Source organism: Geodermatophilus maliterrae (genome assembly GCF_041018925.1).
GTDB classification, from domain to species: Bacteria; Actinomycetota; Actinomycetes; order Mycobacteriales; family Geodermatophilaceae; genus Geodermatophilus; species Geodermatophilus maliterrae.
Genome location: NZ_JBFNXQ010000039.1, coordinates 1 through 19063 on the forward strand (window position 1 = coordinate 1; position 19063 = coordinate 19063).

The following is a 19063-nucleotide window of genomic DNA, read 5'->3' on the forward strand; positions in this document are numbered from 1 at the left end:
GCTCGTAGTCCGGCCTTGTGGGCCGTTGTCCGAGGCGGTGTCCTCACTGTACACCCGCTCCGCAGCAGTCGGGCCTCGAGGGCCCATCCGGCGGTTGACCAGGCTGGCGGCCCGGTCCGTTCTCGCGTGGTGCGGAGAGAACGATACACGCCCTCGGAGGGGTCCTGCAGGAGGTGCCCTCGACCCCGTCCTGCGCACCGCCCTGAGCCTGCGAGGGGTCGGGAGGGCGGGGTCCTTCCTCAGGCCACTCCGGCCGGACGGAACTGCACGCTCACGCGTGGCCCCACCGGCTTCGTCGTCTTCGGGACGCAGTGCTCCCAGGTGCGCTGGCAGGAGCCGCCCATGACGACGAGGTCGCCGTGCCCCACGGGGAAGCGGCGCGTCTCGCCACCGCCGACCGGACGCAGCAGCAGCGGCCGGGGGGAACCGAACGACACGATGGCGACGATCGTGTCCTGCGTCCGACTGCGTCCCAGCCGGTCCCCGTGCCAGGCGACGCTGTCCCGGCCGTCCCGGTACAGGCACATGCCGGCCGTGACGAAGGGCTCGCCCAGCTCCGGTGCGTAGTGCGCGTCGAGCGTCTCGCGGGCCTCGGCCAGCAGCGGGTGCGGGAGCGCCTCGTCCCGGCCGTACCACCGGAGCAGCCGAGGCACGGCCACCTCGCGGTCGTACATCTGCCGCCGGTCGGCCCGCCAGCCGATGTCCCCGAGCAGTACCTCGAGGACGGCGTCGGAACCCCGCACCCACCCGGGCAGGTGGTCGACCCACGCCCCGCGGCCGAGCCGGTGCCGGGTGGGCGCGAGCGGGGCCAGGGAGGGTTCCTCGGCGACGTCCCACATCGACGGCTGGTGTGCGAGCGACATGGCGGCAGGCTACGCGGGATCGAACGTGTGTACGAGCCCTCAGGCAGTGAGGGCCAGGGCGAAGGGCAGGACGCGCGAGGCGCCGGCCAGCCGCAGCTCCCGTCCGGCCACCGTCATCGTCCAGCGGGAGTCGGCGAGGTCGTCGACCAGCAGCACCGGCACCGGGCCGAGCTCGTCGAGCCGTGCCCGCAGCTCCGGGCCGACGACGATCCGCTGCCACACCCCTGCCAGCCGGAAGGCGCTGTTGCCCCCGGGCCCGCCGGTCGGCCCCCCGTGCGCCAGGGAGAGCTCACCGAGGTAGGGCAGCCGGCCCATCCGCGCCAGCCCATGCGCGACCCCGGTCACCAGCCGCGGCCGGCGGCGCGAGGGAACCGCCACCACCGCAGCGGGTCGCTCGGCCCAGTCCCAGGCACCGAGCACCCGCCCGCACGCCCGCAGCAGGTCCTCGTCGGGCGGGACGTCGTGGCCCCGCTGCAGGGGCCCGCGCCGAGCCTGCGAGGCGTGGGGGGCAGCGGGGTCCTTCCTGTCGAAGGCGGCGTCCGGGTCCTCCTCCAGGCCGGGGGCCTCGAGATCGAGGGTCACCGTGCCGCCCACGCCGTCGTCACCGAGCAGGGTGCGCAGCCGCTGACCCCAGCCGAGGTCGGTGAGGCGGGCGACGGCCCGGCCCGGGTCGAGCTGCTCGCCCGGCGCGATCTTGCCCCTGACCGTGACACCGAGCCGGTCGGCACCGGTGGGCCACTGCGCGCGGAGCGCCAGCTCGACGCCGGGGCGGTCGAGCGCGGCGGAGGCGGCCTGCGCGGCACCCTCGGGGACCTCGGTCGGGTACCAGGGGCCGGCGCAGACGTCGCAGCGGCCGCAGGGCGCGGCGGTCGGGTCGTCGAGCGCCTCCTGGAGGAAGGCCATGCGGCACCGCGCCTCGTCCACCGGCTTCGCGTAGGTGATCATCGCCCGCTGCTCGGCCTCCCGGGTGCGGGCCACCCGGGCATAGCGGTCGGCGTCGTAGACCCACGGCCGCCCGGTGGACCGCCACCCGCCCTGCACCCGCTCCACCGCGCCGTCGACGGCGAGCACCTTGAGCAGCAGCTCCAGCCGGGAGCGGCGGACGTCGGCGACGGTCTCCAGCCGCGCCACCGACCACGCCTTCCCGTCGGCCATCGCGGTGAGGACGGCGGCGGCGTGGTCCTCCCGCGGCATGGAGGAGGTGGCGAACCACTGCCAGATCGCGAGGTCCTCCGGCCCGGGCAGGAGGAGCACGTCGGCGTGCTCGACGGCGCGGCCGGCGCGGCCCACCTGCTGGTAGTAGCTGACCGGCGACGACGGCGCCCCGAGGTGGACGACGAAGCCGAGGTCGGGCTTGTCGAAGCCCATGCCCAGCGCCGAGGTGGCGACCAGCGCCTTCACCCGGTTCTCCCGCAGCGCCTCCTCGGCGTCCTTGCGGTCGGCGTCGTCGAGGCGGCCGGTGTAGGCGCGCACGTCGTGCCCGGCGTCGCGCAGCAGGGACGCCGTCTCCTCGGCCGCGGAGACGGTGAGGGTGTAGACGATGCCGCTGCCCGGCAGGTCGCCGAGGTGGGCGGCCAGCCAGGCCAGCCGGGCCCGGTCGGTGGGCAGGCGGAGGACGCCGAGACGCAGCGAGTCGCGAGCCAGCGGGCCGCGGACCGTGGTCACGCCGACGCCGCCGGCGCCGAGCTGCTCGGCGACGTCGGCCACCACGCGCTCGTTGGCCGTGGCCGTCGTGGCCAGGACCGGCGTGCCGGCCGGCAGCGTGCCGAGCAGGTCGCGGATGCGGCGGTAGTCGGGGCGGAAGTCGTGGCCCCAGTCGGAGACGCAGTGCGCCTCGTCGACGACGAGCAGACCGCAGCGGGCGACCAGCCCGGGCAGCTGCTCCTCGCGGAAGCGCGGGTTGGTCAGCCGCTCGGGCGAGACGAGCAGGACGTCGACGTCGTCGGCGGCCAGGCGCGCGGCGACGTCGTCCCACTCCGTGGCGTTGGCGCTGGAGATCTCGACGGCCCGGATGCCGGCGCGGGCCGCGGCGGCCACCTGGTCGCGCATCAGTGCCAGCAGCGGGCTGACCAGCAGCGTCGGGCCGGCGCCGCGCCGGCGCAGCAGCGCGGTGGAGACGAAGTAGACCGCCGACTTGCCCCACCCGGTGCGCTGCACGACCAGCGCGCGCTCGGAGCGCTCGACGAGCGCGGCCACGGCGGCGTCCTGGCCTTCGCGGAACCCCGCGTCGGGCCGGCCGGTCAGCTCCCGGAGGACGGCGAGCGCCTCGACGGCGAGGTCGGACGTCGGCGCGGCAGTGGTCATGGGTCCCGACAGTAGGTGCGGCCGCCGACACCCCGGCCCTCGCGCGCGGGACCTGGGGACGGCGGGCAGGATGGGGACGATGCGGCCGCCGGACAACCACGTGCACACCGGGTGGTCGTGGGACACGCCCAGCTCGGTGACGATGGCCCGCGCCTGCGAGAAGGCGGTGGCGCTGGGGCTGCCGGCGATCGCCTTCACCGAGCACCTCGACTTCACCGTCTGGGGACCCGACGACCGCGCCACCACGCTCGGGCTGGTCGACCGGCACGCCTCCCGCCACCAGCCGATCGACACCGAGGGCTACTGGGCCGAGCTGGCCGAGGTCCGCGAGCGGTTCCCCGAGCTGCGCATCTGGTCGGGCATCGAGGCCGGCGAGCCGCACCTGTTCTCCGCCAGCGTCGCCGCCCACCTGCACGACGCCCCGGTGGACCGCGTCCTCGGCTCGCTGCACTCGCTGAGCTCCGGCGGGCGGCTCTACGGCGTCGGGCAACTGCTCTACCAGGACGCCGACGGCACGATGCGCCGCTACCTCGCCGAGGTCGTGGACATGGTGGAGAGCAGCGACGTCTTCCAGGTGCTCGCGCACGTTGACTTCCCGCGGCGGTACTGGCCCGGCGGCTCGCACCGCTACGTCGAGAAGGACTACGAGGAGGAGTACCGGGCGGTGTTCCGCGCCCTCGCCCGCACCGGGAGGGCGCTCGAGGTGAACACCAGCAGCCCGCTGGCCTCGGCCGACCAGGTGCGCTGGTTCCGCGAGGAGGGCGGCGAGGCGGTGAGCTTCGGCAGCGACGCCCACCAGTCGGCCGCGGTGGGCCAGCGGTTCGACCTCGCGGTCGACGTCGTCGAGGCGGCCGGCTTCCGCCCGGGCCGGGACCGCTTCGACCTCTGGCACCGCTGAGGACGGCACCGCGGACGGTCAGCCCGGCCGCGTCGCGGTGATCGCCGTCGACGTACAGCGTCGTCCCGTGCACCATCGCCGCGTCGCCGGAGGCCAGGTGGACCACCCCCCGGGCGCCGTCCTCGGGGCGCACGACGACGCCGGCCGGCGTCGCGGCGGTCATGGCGTCGAGCACCGGCCGCGCCGACGCGTTGCCCGGGGTCAGGGTGACGCCGGGGGCGACGGTGTCGACCCGGACGCCGCGCGGTCCCAACTCGGCGGCCCAACTGCGGGTCAGCTGCGCGTCGGCGGCCTTGGTGGCGGTGTACATCGCGGTCATCGGGCTGCCGACCACGGCCATCCAGGAGCCCACGGTGACCACCACGCCCGAGCCGCGCTCGGCCATCGCCGGCACCAGCTCGCCGACCAGGACGTGCGGGGCGCGGACGTTCACCGCGAGCATCGCGTCGAGGTCGGCGTCGGCCAGGTCGGCGGTGGGACCGACCGGGTGGATGCCGGCATTGCTGACCAGGACGTCGACCCGACCGCCGAACGCGGCCGTCGCGGCGGCGGCGGAGGCGCGCAGGTCGGCGTAGGACCCGCCCAGGTCCGCGGGGACGAGGACCGCCCGCCCGCCGGCCGCGGTGATCCCACCGACGACGGCCCCGCCGCGGGCGGCGTCCCGGCCGCTGACGACGACGGAGGCGCCCTCGGCGGCCGGCGCGTGCGCGACGGCGGCGCCGATGCCGCCAGCTGGGCACCGGCCGACGACGGGATGCTTCACCACTAAGGCATCCGGCAGTAGGGTCGCCGGATGACCTCCCGCCGCGTCGTCGTCGCCCTCGGGGGCAACGCCATGACCGGCCCGGACGGCTCGGCGACGCCGGTCGCCCAGCGGGAGGCCATCGCCGTCGCGGCACGGCACGTGGCCGAGGTGGTGGCGACCGGCGCGCACGTCGTCCTCACCCACGGCAACGGGCCGCAGGTCGGCAACCTGCTGGTCAAGAACGAGCTGGCCGCGCACGAGGTCCCGCCCGTGCCGCTGGACTGGAACGTCGCCCAGACCCAGGCGACGATCGGCTTCACGCTGGCCGACGAGCTCGACGCGGCGCTGGCCGCCCGCGGCCTGCCGCAGCGCACGGCGGCACTGGTCACCCGCACGCTGGTCGACCCCGCCGACCCCGGCTTCGCGTCCCCGGCCAAGCCGGTCGGCCGCTACCTGCCCGCCGAGCAGGCCGCCCGCTTCGTCGCGCTCGGCCAGACCTGGGAGGACCGCGGCCCGCGCGGCTGGCGTCGGGTGGTCGCCTCCCCCGAGCCGCGGTCGGTGGTCGACACCCCGGCGATCGCCGCCCTGGCCGGCGCCGGGTTCGTCGTCGTCTGCGCCGGCGGCGGGGGCGTGCCGGTGGTCGACGACGGCGCCGACGGCGCGGCCCTGCGCGGGGTCGAGGCCGTGGTCGACAAGGACCTGACCGCCGCGCTGCTGGCCCGCGAGCTGGTCGCCGACACCCTGGTCATCGCCACCGACGTCGCGAGCGTGATGGTCGGCTTCGGGACGCCGTCGGCCCGGCCGCTGCGCCGGGTCACCGCCGACGAGCTGCGGGGGCACGCCGCTGCCGGCCAGTTCGCGCGCGGCAGCATGGGCCCCAAGGTCGAGGCCGCGCTGCGCTTCGTCGACGGGCACCCGGGTGGCCGCGCCGTCATCACCTGCCTCGAGTCCATCTCCGACGCCGTCCGCGGTGACGACGTCGGCACCGTCATCACCGCCAGCTAGAGGAGCACCCGTGCCCGCACCGATCGAGGTCCGCAAGGTCCCGCTGCACAACGTCAGCGACGCCTCCGAGCTGGCGAAGCTCGTCGACGAGGGCGTCATGGAGGCCGACCGGGTCGTCGCCGTCATCGGCAAGACGGAGGGCAACGGCGGGGTCAACGACTACACCCGGATCATCGCCGACCGCGCCTTCCGCGAGGTGCTGCTGGAGAAGGGCAGCCGGTCGAAGGAGGAGGTCGGGGAGATCCCGATCGTGTGGTCGGGCGGCACGGACGGCGTCATCAGCCCGCACGCGACGGTCTTCGCCACGCTGCCGGAGGACGCCGTCGAGAAGACCGACGAGCCGCGGCTGACCGTCGGCTTCGCGATGAGCGACGCGCTGCTGCCCGAGGACATCGGCCGGATCACGATGGTGGAGAAGGTCGCCGAGGGCGTGCGGCGGGCGATGGCCGAGGCCGGCATCACCGACCCGGCCGACGTCCACTACGTGCAGACGAAGACGCCGCTGCTGACCATCGAGACCATCCGCGACGCCAAGGCCCGCGGCCAGGAGACGTACTACGACGAGCCGCACGGCTCGATGGACCTGTCCAACGGCACGACGGCGCTGGGCATCGCGGTGGCGCTCGGCGAGATCGAGATGCCGGAGCAGAAGCAGGTCATGCGCGACCTGTCCCTGTTCAGCGCCGTCGCCTCCTGCTCGTCGGGCGTCGAGCTGGACCGGGCGCAGATCGTCGTGGTCGGCAACGCCCGCGGGCACGGCGGCGCCTACCGGATCGGGCACTCCGTCATGACGGACGCGCTGGACCAGGACGGCATCTGGAACGCGATCCGCGACGCCGGCCTGGAGCTGCCCGAGCGCCCGCACCCCAGCGACCTCGGCGACCGGCTGGTCAACGTCTTCCTCAAGTGCGAGGCCGACCCGACCGGCTACGTCCGCGGCCGGCGCAACGCGATGCTCGACGACTCCGACGTCTTCTGGCACCGGCAGATCAAGGCCACCGTCGGCGGGGTGGCGGCCTCGGTCACCGGTGACCCGGCGGTGTTCGTCTCGGTGGCCGCGGTGCACCAGGGCCCGTCGGGCGGCGGCCCGGTGGCCGCGATCGTCCGGGCCTGAGCGAGGCCGCCGGTCCGGGCCCCGGACCGGCGCCCTCGGGCCGCCCGGCTCAGTAGCGGAAGCGGCCGACCAGGGCGGTGAACTCCCCCGCCATCCGGGAGAGCTCCTCGGCGGCCTGCGCGGTCTGCCCCGCCCCCGACGTGGCCTCCTCGGCCGCCAGCGCCACGGTGCCGATGTTGCGGGCGATCTCCCCGGCGCCGGTGGCGACCTCGGAGACGTTGCGGGACATCTCGTTGGTGGTCGCGGTCTGCTCCTCGACGGCCGCGGCGATGGTCGTCTGCGCGTCGTTGATCCGGCCGACGATCTCGGAGATCCCCTCGATGGCCGTGATCACCGCCCCGGTGCCGGCCTGGATGGCCTCCACCCGGCGGGCGATCCTCCCGGTGGCCCGGGCGGTCTCCTGGGCCAGCTCCTTGACCTCCGTGGCGACGACCGAGAAGCCCTTGCCGGCCTCGCCCGCGCGGGCCGCCTCGATCGTCGCGTTGAGGGCCAGCAGGTCGGTCTGCTCGGCGATCGCGGCGATCTCGCGCACCACGTCCTTGATCTCGGCCGAGGACCGACCGAGCTCGGCCACCGCGTCCGTCGTCGTCCGGGCCGTGGCGACCGCCTCGGCCGCCACGGCGGAGGCGCCGCTGGCGTTCTGGGCGATCTCGCGGATGGAGGCGTCCATCTCCTCGGTGCCCGCGGCCACCGTCTGCACGCCGCCGGACACCTGGTCGGCGGCCGCGGAGACCACCCCGGCCTGGGACGCGGCCCCCTGCGCCGTCTCGCTCATCCGGCCGGAGGTGGCCGACAGCTCCTCGGCCGCCGAGGCGAGGGTGGTCGCGTTGGCGTCCATGCGGCCCAGGGCCGCCGCGAACGCGTCGAGGGCGGTGTTGCACCGGCCGGCCATGTCGCCGATCTCGTCCCGGCGGCCGTCGTCGGCGCGCACCCGCAGGTCGCCGTCGGCCATGGCGGCGAGGACGTCGCCCATCGCCCGCACCGGGCGGGTCACCGAGCGGGTGATGAGCCAGGCCAGCACGGCGGCGAGGACGGCGGCGAGCGCGGCCACGAGGAGGAGGGTGCGCTGCACGGTCCGCGCGGTGACGGTGGCCTCGGCGGCCGCGTCCTCGCTGCGCTCCTGGACGGAGGTGACCAGCGCCGTCACGTTGTCGGCCATGACGGCGAAGTGCTCGAGCGCCTCGCCGGAGGCGAGGTCACCGGCGGCGACCGTCGCCTGCGGGGTGCCGCTGCGGTAGCCGGCGATGACCTGGTCGTCGACCTCGAGATAGGCCTCGAACGCCGTCCGGGTCGCGGCGAGGTGCTCGCGCTCGGCGCCGGTCAGGGGCAGCGCGTCGAGCCGGTCGAGGTCCTCGGTGAAGGCCTCGGTGGAGGCGAGGAACTCCGCGCGCTGGCCCACGTCGTCGGCCGTGGCCCCGGGGACCCCGCGCAGCGTGTCGAAGGCGTAGCCGGTCTGCCAGCCGGCGAAGTCCGCCGTCCGGAACTTCGCCTGGCCGGCCGCCTCGGTCATCGACCGGGCGGTGGCCAGCTGGCCCGTGGCGTCCTGCAGCCGGCTCACGCCCTGCAGCCCGACGAACGCGGTCGCGACGGCGAGGAGGGTCACCAGCCCGAAGCCGATGCCGAGGCGGAGCCCCAGGCGTAGGTCGCTCCACCGCATGGTGTGTCCCTCCGACGTGCCGACCGGTCCTCCGCCCTCATCGGCAGTCCGGCCCGGTGGTCGCCCCGTGACACACGACCGTTACACCGGCCGGGACACGAGGGACGGCACGATGCCGGTGAGGTCGGCGCAGCGGCGCGGGAGCGCGCCTCCGGCCGGCGCCTGGTGACGGCGGACGCCAGGACGAGGCCCCACGGCGTGCTGTCCGCGCGGGCCTGCGACCCGTTCCAGCGGCGCCGGGCCCACTGCGGTCGGCTCCGGTCCCCGGGGACCGGCCGGGTCAGGCGAAGCCGCCGACGTACACGCCGCGGGCCTGCAGCGCGGCCACCCCGGGCGTGCTCGACGGCACCCCCTCGAGGTCCACACCGGTGAGCGCGAGGAGGGCCAGCAGCGGGGTCACGTCGGTCAGCGGGTTGCGGCCCAGCCACAGCTCGCCGAGCTCCCGGCGGCTGCGGTTGTGCTCCTCGCCGAGGTCGTGGACCCGGTGGGGCCTCGGCGTCGACCCGGTCGCTGGTGATGGAGAAGTCCCACCCGCCGGCGCGCAGGCCGGCGTCCTAGCCGACGCGCTCGTCGGCACACCCGGTCACGGGCAGGGCGGCGATCGCGTCCAGCCCGGGGCGGACGGCGGAGGGCTCGACGCCCGGGCCCAGCTCGCCGACGACGACGACGCGGTGCTCGCCGTCCGTGCTGATCAGTCGTCGAGGACGGTCAGGAAGGGCGGGGGGACCGCGTCGACCAGCCACACCCCGTTGGCCGAGCGGGTGAACACCGCCCCGGTGGCCGCCAGCCCGGCAGCGTCGACCCGCAGGACGACGGCCCGCCCACGGCGGCGGGCGCCCACCCGGCGGGCCGTCCCGACGTCCGGGCTCAGGTGGACCGCGTGCCGGCGCCCCGGCTGCAGCCCCTCGGCCTCGATCGCCGGCAGGACGCGCTCGACCGTGCCGTGGAAGAGCACCGCCGGCGGCGGCTCGGCCGCGTACCCGAGCGCCACCGGCACGCTGTGGCCCTGGCTGGCCCGGATGCGGCGGCCGGTCCCGTCGTAGGCGAAGCGCCCCTTGTCGTCGCCGGCGACGACACGGTCGAGCCCTGCCCGGGTCAGGAGCAGCCCGTACGCGGCCAGCGCGGCGAGCAGCGCGTCGACGTCCACCCAGCCGGCCTCGTCGAGGGTCAGCCCGACGCTGTCGGGACGGTGGCGCAACACGTAGGAGAGCCGCTTGCCGACCCGGACGACGTCGCTGCTCACGTGCCGCGGAACCTCGACCCCGGCGGGAGGTCCGGCGGCGGGGGTCCCGGCCGGCTCGGTGGCCGCCTCCTCGATGCCGAGCTCGGGGCAGCGGACGTCGTCGTCGTGTCCGTCGTGGTCGCCCGGGGAGCCGGTGTGCCACACGGCGCGCAGCCTGGCGGGTCGGGCCGACCGGGCGCCAGCCCGTTAGCGTCAGGCGACCGATCGGAGGGACACGTGATCGACAAGCGGGTCGGGTCGCTGGCCGACGCCGTCGCGGGGATCGAGGACGGCGCCACCGTCCTGGTCGGCGGGTTCGGCGCCTCCGGCGTCCCGGTGGAGCTGGTGCACGCGCTGCTCGACCAGGGCACCACCGACCTCACCGTCGTCACCAACAACGCCGGGTCCGGCGAGACCGACGTCGCCGCGCTGCTGCGCGAGCGGCGGGTGCGCAAGATCGTCTGCTCGTACCCCCGGTCGGCCGGGTCGGTGTGGTTCGAGGAGCGCTGGCGGGCCGGCGAGGTGGAGCTGGAGCTGGTGCCACAGGGGACGCTCAGCGAGCGGATGCGGGCCGCGGCGGCCGGCCTCGGCGGGTTCTTCACCCCCACCGGCGCCGACACCCGGCTGGCCGAGGGCAAGGAGGTGCGGGTCATCGACGGACGGCGGCACGTGTTCGAGGAGCCCCTGCCGGGCGACGTCGCCCTGGTCAGGGCCGCGCGCGCCGACCGCTGGGGCAACCTCGTCTACCGCACGGCGGCGCGGAACTTCGGCCCGACGATGGCCGCGGCCGCCGCGCTCACCGTCGTCCAGGTCGACGAGTTCGTGGAGCTCGGCGAGCTGGACCCGGAGGCGATCGTGACGCCGGGGATCTTCGTCGACCGCGTCGTGCGGGTAGGTACGGCGTGAGCGGGCCGCTCGCCGTCCGCGACGTCGCCGGCCGGATCGCCCGCGACATCCCCGACGGCGCCTACGTCAACCTCGGCATCGGCCTGCCCACGCTGGTCGCCGACTGCGTCGGGGAGGACAAGGAGGTCGTCTACCACTCCGAGAACGGCATCCTCGGGATGGGCCCGGCCCCGGCGCCGGGCGAGGAGGACCCCGAGCTGATCAACGCGGGCAAGCAGCCGGTGACGCTGCTGCCCGGTGGGGCGTTCTTCCACCACACCGACGCCTTCCTGATGATGCGCGGCGGGCACGTCGACGTCACCGTGCTCGGCGCCTTCCAGGTGTCGGAGACCGGCGACCTGGCCAACTGGGCCACCGACGACGCCACGCACCCGCCGGCGGTCGGCGGCGCGATGGACCTCGCCGTCGGTGCGAAGCGGGTGCTCGTGCTGACGACGCACACCACGCGGTCCGGCGAGCCGAAGCTGCTGCCGCGCTGCACCTACCCGCTGACGGCGGCCGGCGTGGTCGACCGCGTCTACACCGACCTCGCCGTCCTCGACGTCACGGACAGCGGGTTCCTGGTGCGGGAGATGGTCGCCGGGCTGACCCGCGAGGACCTGCAGGGCCGGACGGCCGCGCAGCTGGCCTTCGCCGACGACGTGGCCGTGCTGGAACCGGGTCAGCGGGAGTAGTACTCCACGACCAGCTGCTCCTCGCAGACCACCGGGACCTCCTCGCGGGAGGGCACGCGGTCGACGCGGCAGGTGAGGTCGGCCAGGCGGACCTCGAGGTAGCCCGGGGCCGTGGCGTGCGCGCCGGCGGCGGCGACCTGGAACGGCTCCTTCGTGCGGGACCCCTCGGCGACCTGCACGACGTCGCCGGGGCGCAGCCGGTAGGAGGGGCGGTCGACCCGCTTGCCGTTGACCAGCACGTGCCGGTGGGTGACGAACTGGCGCGCCTGGTAGATCGTGCGGGCGAAGCCGGCGCGGAGCACCGTGGCGTCCAGCCGCGACTCGAGGTCCTGCACGAGCGCCTCGCCGGTCTTGCCGCCGGTGCGCCGGGCCCGGTCGAAGGCGGCGCGCAGCTGGGTCTCGCTGACGTCGTACTGCGCGCGCAGCCGCTGCTTCTCCAGCAGCCGGGTCGAGTAGTCGCTCTGCTGCCTGCGCTTGCGGCCGTGCTCGCCCGGCGGGTAGGGACGCCGCTCGAAGTAGCCGACCGCCTTGGGGGTGAGCGCCAGGCCGAGCCGGCGGCTGAGCCGGACCTTCGGGCGCGGGGTGTTCACACGGACCTCCGTTGTTTGGTTAGGCTCACCTTACAACTTTCCCGCCCACCGTCTCCCGAGGTGATCCGATGAGCACCGGCCGCCCCTCCCGTGCCGAGTCCGGTGCCGACCCCGGTGCCGAGGCCCGCCGCACCGCCATCCCGCAGCCCCCGCCGGCCGAGCGGGCCCGCACGGTCGCCGCCCGCGCCTCCGCGACGCTGCACGCGGTCGGCGTGGGCGCGGTCGCGCTGTCCGTCGCCGGCACGACGGCTGCCGGGCAGGTGCTGGTCGTCGTCCCGGCGGACGGACGGCTGGCGGCGGCGCTGCGGACCTCCCCGCTCGGCGACCTGCCGGCCCGCCTCACCGTCATCGACCGCTCGCCGTTCGCCGTGCGGCACCCGGTGCGCGGGCAGGTGGAGCTCTCGGGCTGGCTCACGCCGGTGCACCCGGCCGACGTGCAGCGCTGCCTGCTCGACCTCGCCGACGTCCGCCCCTCCGACGTCCTGCTCGACGTGGGACTGGGCGCGGTGCTGCTCCGGCTCGACCTGGCCGAGGTGCTGCTCACCGACGCCGGCACCACGTCCGAGATCGACCCCGACGACTTCGCCGCCGCCCGGCCGGACCCGCTGGGCCCGGACGACGTGGACCTGGCGGCCGGCCACGGGGAGCCGCTGGACCGCCTGCTCGAGCGGGTGCAGGCCTGGGCCGGCCGCCGCGACGCCGTCCGCCTGCTCGGCCTGGACCGCTTCGGCGTGCGGTTCCGCGTCGAGGGGCACGGCAGCTGCCACGACCTGCGCGTGCCCTTCGCCGAGCCGCTGACCGCGGGCACCGGCCTCGGCGCCGCGCTCGACACCCTGCTCACCTGCGGCCCCGCCTAGCGGTCAGCGACGGGCGAACCAGCTGTCCTCCGGGATCTCCGGCGGGGACGGCGGCTGGTCGGGGCCGCGCCGTCGGGGCGGCTCCCAGGGCCACAGTGCGACCACCCGGTCGGCGGCTACGCGGATCGCCGTCCCGTCGAGCACCGTGCTGGTCTCCGGCAGGCCGAGCTCCGGGCACCACACGACGACCGTCAGCGGCCCGGCCGGCGGCACCGGGGACAGCCACCACGAGTGGTCGACGGAGTACTCGCTGCCCGAGCCACTTGTCTGGGTGAAGACGACGTCGCCGCCCCACTCGGGCTCGCCGACGTCGTCCACCCGGGTGCCGTCGGCCAGCTCGAGCCCGAGCAGCAGCGGCGGCGCGCCGGGGCCGTGCCGCCAGAGCACGTCGTGGAGCTCGGTCCCGGACGGACTCCCCGGCCGGACGCGGACGCTGAGGTCGAACGCCAGGCCCGTCGAGCAGACGTGCATCCCCAGCAGGGCCACCACGGCGTCGTCCGTGCGGGCCACCAGCACGTTCTGCGGCAGGGCCACCGGCAGCTCGTTCTCCGGTGCGCGCATGCGCCGGAGGGCGTCGTCGTCCGGCTCGCCGTTCGGCCAGGTGCTGCTCCACGTGCGGCCGAGCCTGGCGGGGCGGCCCGGGCCGCGGCAAGGGCGATCGAGATCGGCGGTCTCGTGGCGATCAGCGGCTGATGGCCACGAGACCGCCGATCTCGCGGGAAGGCCGTCAGGCGGCGCTGCGGGCCTCCTGCGCCAGTGCGGACAGCGCGCCCTCGAAGCACTCCCGCGGCGGCTGCACCAGTCCGGCGCCGACCTGACCGGTGCCGGCCACCCGCCCGGCCATGCCGGTGTTGATCTGCGGCAGCCAGCCGGTGCGCGCGACCGACAGCACGTCGATGCCGGTCGGGGCGCCGCGGAAGCCGAGGACCGGGATGGCCATCGCCGGGTTCTCGGCCAGGGTCAGCTGGTACATGCGCTCGGTGGTGGCCAGCGCGTCGGGCACCGTGCCGCCGACGAACCGCACGATCGCCGGGGCCGCGGCCATCGAGAACCCGCCGACGCCGTAGGTCTCCATGATCGCCGAGTCGCCGATGTCGGGGTTGGCGTCGTCGGGGCCGTAGTCGCCGAGGAACAGGCCCACCGGCGTCTGCGCGGGGCCGGTGAACCAGCGGTCGCCGGTGCCGGCGGTCTGCACGCCGAACTCCGTGCCGTTGCGGCTCATCACCGTGACCATCGTCGAGCCGGGGACGTCGCGGGCGGCGTCCATCGCGAGCTTCGCCGTCGGCATGCCGAGGTTGAGGGAGAAGTGCTCGTTGCCGCCGATGAACCGCAGCGCGGCGGCGACGTCGCCCCTCGGCGCGTCCAGCGCCACCAGCGGCGGGGACAGCTCGCGCAGCGCCATGAGGGAGCCGGCGCGGTTGCGGTTGTGCCCCTCGTCGCCCATCTGGAGCATCTGCGCGAGCACGGCCTTGACGTCGAGCGGCTCGGCCATCGACCGCACCGCCCGCGCCAGCAGCGGGCCGAGGACGTCGCGCATCCAGGCCAGCCGGGTGAGCACCCCCTCGTCGAAGGCGCCCATCCGCAGCACCTTGCCCAGGCCCTCGTTGAGGTTGCAGTACGCGCGGCCGCCGCCGACCGGGTCCTCGAGGCACCACGTCCACATCGACGGGCTGGTGACGCCGGCCATCGGGCCCACGGCCGAGTGGTGGTGGCAGGGCTCGAGCGTGACCCCGCCGGCGGCGAGCAGCCGCTCGGCGCCCTCGACGTCGGACGCCCACCCCTCGAACAGGCAGGCGCCGACCAGCGCGCCGCGCATCGGGCCGGAGGCGGCCTCCCAGGTCAGCGGCGGTCCGGAGTGCAGCAGGGTGCGGTCGTCGAGGCCGAGCACCTCGCGGGCCGGCCGGACGTCGACCAGGTGGGACCCCGCGGCCAGCACCCGCTCGACCGCCGTCCGGTTGGCCGCCGCGCGCCGCGGGTCGAGCGCCAGCGCGGTCAGGTCGGCGGGGTCGCCGAAGGACGGCGGCCGCCAGTCGACGTCGGCCACCGGCGTGCCCTGCTCGCGGAGCGCGGCGGAGAAGACGTCGACCCCCGCGGCGACGACGGCCGGCGGGCCCCCGAGCAGTCCTCCGAGCGTCATCACGCGGCTCCCAGCAGGTCGAGGGCGTGCCGCGTGGCCGCGGCGTTGGAGGCGAAGACGGCGGCACCGGCCGCGGCGAGGGCGTCGGCCTGCCGGCTCCAGCCCTGCGGGTCGGCGTCGGTGCCCACCAGCGCGACGACCACCGGCAGGCCCGCTGCCGCGAGCGCCGGCGCCAGCGAGGCGGCCGGGTCGGGGTCGGCGCCGTACCCGAGGACGACGTCGAGCAGCAGCACCGCCGGCTCCCCCGACGCGGCCAGCCGGGCGATCGCCTCCAGCCGCAGCGTCGGGTCGATCATCGGGTGCGCGCGGCCCACGGTGAGCGCGTCGTCGCCGAAGTCGACCACCACGTGACCGGTGGCGGACAGGTCTGGGGCGGATGGGTCGACGAGGAAGCCGAGCTCGGGTCGCAGCGGGGTGTTGGACCGGACGTCGCCGAGCACCGGCGCGGCGACGAGCATCGCCTCGTCGGCCAGCGTGCCGCCGGAGTAGCAGCCCTTGAGGACGGCGCCGGGCGCGGCGGTCGCCCCGCTGCCGGACCGCGCGGGCCACTCGGGCACCGCGACGCCGAGGTCGGCCAGCAGCGCCTCGACGGCGGCGGTGAGGTCGGGCGTCTCGGGCGAGAGCACCGCCGAGCGGACCGGGGTGGTCAGGCGGGACGCCGCGTCCGCCACCGCCTCCGCCACCGCCGGCGCGGGCGGTTTGGACACCACGAGCACCCGCTCGGTGGCCGGGTCGGCGTCCAGCGCCGCCAGTGCGTCGAGCGTGGCCAGCCCGCCGACGGCCGCGGACAGGTCGCGACCGCCCACGCCGAGCACGTGCGAGACGCCGACGCCGGCCATGTCGAGCAGGCAGGACACCTGCTGTGCGCCGGTGCCGGACGCCGCGACGACACCCACCGGCCCCGGGCGGACGACGTTGGCGAAGCCGAGCGCGACGCCGGAGACGATCGCCGTCCCGCAGTCGGGGCCCATGACCAGCAGGCCGGCCTCGTGCGCGGCCCGCTTGAGCGCGACCTCCTGCTCGACCGGGACGCCGTCGGAGAAGACCAGGACGCTGCGGCCGGCGGCGATCGCGTCGGCGGCCTCGAGCGCGGCGTACTGCCCGGGGACGCTGACGACGGCCAGCGTCGGGACGTCGGGGGCCTCGTCCAGCGCGGCACCGGTCGTGCGGGCGGGCTGCGCGTCCGCGGTGGTGCGGGAGCGCTCGCGCTCGGCCAGGGCGGCGTCGACGGCGGCCACCGCCGCGGTCAGCGCGTCGTCGTCGACGGCGCGGATCCCGACGAGCAGCTGGTCCGGCGAGGCGTCGTCGTCGGGCGCCAGACCCATGCCCGCCGCGAGCTCCGCGTTGAGCGGCGTGGCCATGGCGACGAGGACGGCGGTGACGCCGTCACGCGCGCCGACGTCGCGGCTGACCTGCATCAACCGCACCGAGTCGGCGTAGACGCCGCTGCGCAGGGAGACGTGCCGGACGCCCGGTCCGGCGGCGGGTGCGCTCACCCGGCCGACCGTACCGGGATGCCTCAGTGCTGAGGTATCGAATCGGGACGTCACGACGATTTAGCGCTGAGGCACTTCCGCGTGTCGGGGCCCCGTGACACATTGACGGCCTCCCGGGGGTGGGCGCGCACCTCCCGGACCGCATCGGCAAGCCCCGTCGAGGAGGTCCCATGGCGTTCGGTTGGAAGCTCTACGGGGACGGCAGGACCCCACCACTGGGTGAGGCGGTCGCCCCCGACGAGCGGCTGTCCTGGCCACGGACCGTCGGCATCGGTGCGCAGCACGTCGTCGCCATGTTCGGCGCGACGTTCGTCTTCCCGCTGATCATGGGGCTCGACGCCAACCTCGCGATCATGATGAGCGGCATCGCGACGATCGTCTTCCTGCTCATCGTGAAGGGCCGGGTGCCCAGCTACCTGGGCACCAGCGCCGCCTTCGTCGGTGGGGTCGCGGCGATCCGGGCCAACGGTGGCGAGTCCAGCGACGTCGTCGGCGCGATCCTCGTCGCGGGCGTCGCCCTGGCCCTCGTCGGTGTGCTCATCCACGTCGCCGGGCTCGGCGTCATCAACAAGGTGCTGCCCCCGGCCGTCACCGGCGCGGTGGTCATGCTGATCGGGTTCAACCTGGCCCCGGTCGCGGCCGGCATCTACTGGCCGCAGGACCAGTGGGTGGCCCTGGCCACCATGGCGTTCGTCATCGTCGCGTCGCTGGCGCTGCGGGGCTTCATCGCCCGCATCTCGATCCTGCTCGGGCTGGTCTTCGGCTACCTGCTCTCGGTGCTGCTGGACGTCACGGCCGGGGACATCACCTCGCCCGACGGCACCGGCCAGGTCAGCACCCGTGAGCGGATCAACTTCGACTCCGTGGGCGAGGCCGACTGGTTCGGTCTGCCCCAGTTCACCTTCCCCACGTTCTCGCTGAACTTCAGCCTGCTGGTGCTGCCGGCCGTCATCGCCCTGGTCGCGGAGAACGTCGGGCACGTGAAGGCGGTCGCGGAGATGACCAAGCGCGACCTCGACCCGGTGATGGGCCGGGCGGTGTTCGCCGACGGTGTGGGCACGGTCCTCGCGACGTCGGTGGGTGGCTCCCCCACCACGACCTACGCCGAGAACATCGGCGTCATGGCCGCCACCCGGGTCTACTCGACCGCGGCCTACTACGTGGCCGCCGTCGTGGCGATCCTGCTGGGCCTGATCCCCAAGTTCGGTGCGCTGATCAGCATCGTCCCGGGCGGGGTGCTGGGCGGGATCACCGTCGTCCTCTACGGGATGATCGGCCTGCTGGGCGCCAAGATCTGGAAGGAGAACCGGGTCGACTTCGCCAATCCGATCAACCTGGTGCCGCTCGCCGCGGGCATCATCATCGGCATCGGCAACGTCACGCTCACCATCACCGACGACTTCTCCCTGCAGGGCATCGCGCTCGGGTCGATCGTCGCGGTGGTCGCCTGGCACGTGGCCCGCGCGCTCGCGCCGGCGGACATGAAGGCCGCGCTGCTCCGCGAGGGGAGCGTTCCCGAGAGCGGCTCCTCGCTGGGTTCCCACGGCGGCCCCGGGGGCGGCTACGCCGACGCCCGGGGCGGTTCCGACCCGTCGTCGGTCGACGAGGTCGGTCGCCCCGGCATCGACACCCGGGCCGGCGTCGACACTCCCAAGGGGACGCGCGACCGGTGAAACCGGCGCCCTTCCGCTACGCGGACCCCGGCTCGCTCGCCGAGGCGCTCGACGTCCTCGCCGCGGAGGGGGCGGGCGCCAAGGTGCTCGCCGGCGGCCAGTCGCTGCTGCCGCTGCTGTCCATGCGGCTCGCGGCGCCGACCACGCTGGTCGACGTCAACCGGGTGCCCGGCCTCGAGGGGGTCGAGGCGAGCGCGGACGGCGTCCGGGTGGGCGCGCTGGTGCGGCACGCCGCGCTGCTGCGCGACGGGCCCGCCGCCCGGGTGCAGCCGCTGCTGGCGCGGGCGACGGCGAACGTGGCGCACCCGGCGATCCGCAACCGCGGGACGACGGTCGGCTCGATCGCGCACGCCGACCCCTCCGGCGAGATGACCGCGGTGCTCGCGCTGACCGGAGGCTCGGTGACCGTGGCGACGCCGTCCGGCCGGTCGGAGGTCGGCTGGCGGGACTTGTTCGTCGGGCCGCTGGAGACCTCGCTGAGCGGCCCGGCGGTCGTCGTCGACGCCTTCTTCCCCGCCCTGCCGGCGCGGTCGGGGACGGCGTTCGCGGAGATCGCGCGGCGCAGGGGCGACTACGCCGTCTGCGGGGCGGGCGTCGTCGTCACGCTCGACGAGGACCACCGGGTGAGCGCCGTGCACGCCGCCTACCTGTCGGTGGGGCCGGTGCCCGAGGTGCACGACCTCACCGAGGCCGTGGCCGGCAAGCCGGTCGACAGCGCCGACTGGTCCGCCGCGGGTGCGCTGGCCCGCTCGCTCGTCGACCCCGACACCGACCTGCACGCCACCGCCGACTACCGACGGCTGCTGGTCGGTGTGCTGACCGAACGCACACTGACCGAGGCGGCCGCGGAAGCTGCCGCGAAGGTGACGGGCGAGTGAGCATCGCAGGGAGCGCCAGCGACCGAGGAGCGGAGCGAGCCCGG

At 75.6% G+C, this 19063-nt stretch carries 16 protein-coding genes and 1 pseudogene; 8 read left to right on the forward strand and 9 right to left on the reverse strand.

Annotated elements, in window-relative coordinates:
- Nucleotides 1–239 precede the first annotated feature (239 nt).
- The gene (locus ABQ292_RS13435; RefSeq protein WP_369207123.1) at nucleotides 240–863 is read right to left on the reverse strand and encodes an alpha-ketoglutarate-dependent dioxygenase AlkB; all 624 of its coding nucleotides are present in this window, start codon (nucleotides 861–863) and stop codon (nucleotides 240–242) included.
- Between the two features lie 39 nt (nucleotides 864–902).
- The gene (locus ABQ292_RS13440; protein WP_369207125.1) at nucleotides 903–3167 is read right to left on the reverse strand and encodes a RecQ family ATP-dependent DNA helicase; all 2265 of its coding nucleotides are present in this window, start codon (nucleotides 3165–3167) and stop codon (nucleotides 903–905) included.
- Nucleotides 3168–3246: 79 nt separating this feature from the next.
- On the opposite strand from ABQ292_RS13440, the gene ABQ292_RS13445 reads away from it, so the two are divergent.
- A complete protein-coding gene (locus tag ABQ292_RS13445) occupies nucleotides 3247–4065 on the forward strand; it encodes a PHP domain-containing protein (RefSeq protein WP_369207127.1) in 819 nt (272 codons plus the stop codon).
- 103 nt (nucleotides 4066–4168) lie between these two features.
- Here the strand turns inward: ABQ292_RS13445 and ABQ292_RS13450 are convergent.
- Nucleotides 4169–4969, reverse strand: a pseudogene (locus ABQ292_RS13450) (SDR family NAD(P)-dependent oxidoreductase); the annotation flags it as partial.
- On the opposite strand from ABQ292_RS13450, the gene ABQ292_RS13455 reads away from it, so the two are divergent.
- Together ABQ292_RS13455 and bar are read left to right on the forward strand one after the other, a co-directional pair.
- A complete protein-coding gene (locus ABQ292_RS13455; RefSeq protein ID WP_369207129.1) occupies nucleotides 4859–5815 on the forward strand; it encodes a carbamate kinase in 957 nt (318 codons plus the stop codon). The pseudogene ABQ292_RS13450 and the gene ABQ292_RS13455 overlap by 111 nt on opposite strands.
- Nucleotides 5816–5825: 10 nt before the next feature.
- On the forward strand, nucleotides 5826–6929 hold the full coding sequence (gene bar, locus ABQ292_RS13460; protein ID WP_369207131.1) for a barbiturase: 1104 nt from the start codon (nucleotides 5826–5828) through the stop codon (nucleotides 6927–6929).
- 49 nt (nucleotides 6930–6978) lie between these two features.
- Here the strand turns inward: bar and ABQ292_RS13465 are convergent, their stop codons facing one another.
- Both ABQ292_RS13465 and ABQ292_RS13470 read right to left on the reverse strand, forming a co-directional pair.
- Entirely contained in the window at nucleotides 6979–8586 is a 1608-nt protein-coding gene (locus ABQ292_RS13465) for a methyl-accepting chemotaxis protein (RefSeq protein WP_369207133.1), read from the reverse strand.
- A gap of 691 nt (nucleotides 8587–9277) precedes the next feature.
- On the reverse strand, nucleotides 9278–9973 hold the full coding sequence (locus tag ABQ292_RS13470) for an RNA 2'-phosphotransferase (RefSeq protein WP_369207135.1): 696 nt from the start codon (nucleotides 9971–9973) through the stop codon (nucleotides 9278–9280).
- A gap of 72 nt (nucleotides 9974–10045) precedes the next feature.
- Between ABQ292_RS13470 and ABQ292_RS13475 the strand changes: the two genes are divergently transcribed.
- Together ABQ292_RS13475 and ABQ292_RS13480 are read left to right on the forward strand one after the other, a co-directional pair.
- Complete coding sequence (locus tag ABQ292_RS13475) at nucleotides 10046–10714, forward strand: 3-oxoacid CoA-transferase subunit A (protein WP_369207137.1); 669 nt, start codon at nucleotides 10046–10048, stop codon at nucleotides 10712–10714.
- The gene (locus ABQ292_RS13480; protein WP_369207139.1) at nucleotides 10711–11388 is read left to right on the forward strand and encodes a 3-oxoacid CoA-transferase subunit B; all 678 of its coding nucleotides are present in this window, start codon (nucleotides 10711–10713) and stop codon (nucleotides 11386–11388) included. Before ABQ292_RS13475 ends, ABQ292_RS13480 begins: the two co-directional genes overlap by 4 nt.
- Here the strand turns inward: ABQ292_RS13480 and rpsD are convergent.
- Nucleotides 11376–11978, reverse strand: a complete 603-nt coding sequence (rpsD, locus tag ABQ292_RS13485; RefSeq protein ID WP_369207141.1) for a 30S ribosomal protein S4 — start codon at nucleotides 11976–11978, stop codon at nucleotides 11376–11378. The genes ABQ292_RS13480 and rpsD overlap by 13 nt on opposite strands.
- Before the next feature lie 68 nt (nucleotides 11979–12046).
- Between rpsD and ABQ292_RS13490 the strand changes: the two genes are divergently transcribed.
- Nucleotides 12047–12835: a DUF2470 domain-containing protein gene (locus ABQ292_RS13490; protein WP_369207143.1), complete on the forward strand. Its 789-nt coding sequence runs from the start codon at nucleotides 12047–12049 to the stop codon at nucleotides 12833–12835.
- 3 nt (nucleotides 12836–12838) lie between these two features.
- On the opposite strand, the gene ABQ292_RS13495 is transcribed toward ABQ292_RS13490, so the two are convergent.
- The 3 genes from ABQ292_RS13495 to ABQ292_RS13505 form a co-directional block, all read right to left on the reverse strand.
- Nucleotides 12839–13396, reverse strand: coding sequence for a hypothetical protein (locus ABQ292_RS13495; protein ID WP_369207145.1), 558 nt, complete (start codon nucleotides 13394–13396; stop codon nucleotides 12839–12841).
- Nucleotides 13397–13562: 166 nt separating this feature from the next.
- Nucleotides 13563–14972 carry a YlbE family protein gene (locus ABQ292_RS13500; protein WP_369207147.1) on the reverse strand — a complete coding sequence of 470 codons (1410 nt, stop codon included), beginning with the start codon at nucleotides 14970–14972 and terminating at the stop codon, nucleotides 13563–13565.
- A complete protein-coding gene (locus tag ABQ292_RS13505; RefSeq protein ID WP_369207149.1) occupies nucleotides 14972–16468 on the reverse strand; it encodes an AllF/FdrA family protein in 1497 nt (498 codons plus the stop codon). Before ABQ292_RS13505 ends, ABQ292_RS13500 begins: the two co-directional genes overlap by 1 nt.
- A 170-nt stretch (nucleotides 16469–16638) precedes the next feature.
- Here ABQ292_RS13505 and ABQ292_RS13510 point away from each other — a divergent pair, with 170 nt between their 5' ends.
- Nucleotides 16639–18141, forward strand: coding sequence for a uracil-xanthine permease family protein (locus ABQ292_RS13510; RefSeq protein WP_369207151.1), 1503 nt, complete (start codon nucleotides 16639–16641; stop codon nucleotides 18139–18141).
- Nucleotides 18138–19019 (forward strand): FAD binding domain-containing protein, encoded by an 882-nt coding sequence (locus tag ABQ292_RS13515; protein WP_369207153.1) that lies wholly within the window; start codon nucleotides 18138–18140, stop codon nucleotides 19017–19019. The genes ABQ292_RS13510 and ABQ292_RS13515 overlap by 4 nt, the downstream gene beginning before the upstream one ends.
- The last annotated feature ends 44 nt before the right edge of the window (nucleotides 19020–19063 follow it).

Excerpts from the sequence above, each read along its gene's own strand:
- ABQ292_RS13495 (WP_369207145.1), bottom strand. The coding sequence starts at position 13,396 with ATGCGCGCACCGGAGAACGAGCTGCCGGTGGCCCTGCCGCAGAACGTG.
- ABQ292_RS13445 (WP_369207127.1), top strand. The coding sequence starts at position 3,247 with ATGCGGCCGCCGGACAACCACGTGCACACCGGGTGGTCGTGGGACACG.
- ABQ292_RS13510 (WP_369207151.1), top strand. The coding sequence starts at position 16,639 with ATGGCGTTCGGTTGGAAGCTCTACGGGGACGGCAGGACCCCACCACTG.
- ABQ292_RS13465 (WP_369207133.1), bottom strand. The coding sequence starts at position 8,586 with ATGCGGTGGAGCGACCTACGCCTGGGGCTCCGCCTCGGCATCGGCTTC.
- ABQ292_RS13500 (WP_369207147.1), bottom strand. The coding sequence starts at position 14,972 with ATGACGCTCGGAGGACTGCTCGGGGGCCCGCCGGCCGTCGTCGCCGCG.
- ABQ292_RS13440 (WP_369207125.1), bottom strand. The coding sequence starts at position 3,167 with ATGACCACTGCCGCGCCGACGTCCGACCTCGCCGTCGAGGCGCTCGCC.
- ABQ292_RS13490 (WP_369207143.1), top strand. The coding sequence starts at position 12,047 with ATGAGCACCGGCCGCCCCTCCCGTGCCGAGTCCGGTGCCGACCCCGGT.
- ABQ292_RS13435 (WP_369207123.1), bottom strand. The coding sequence starts at position 863 with ATGTCGCTCGCACACCAGCCGTCGATGTGGGACGTCGCCGAGGAACCC.
- ABQ292_RS13455 (WP_369207129.1), top strand. The coding sequence starts at position 4,859 with ATGACCTCCCGCCGCGTCGTCGTCGCCCTCGGGGGCAACGCCATGACC.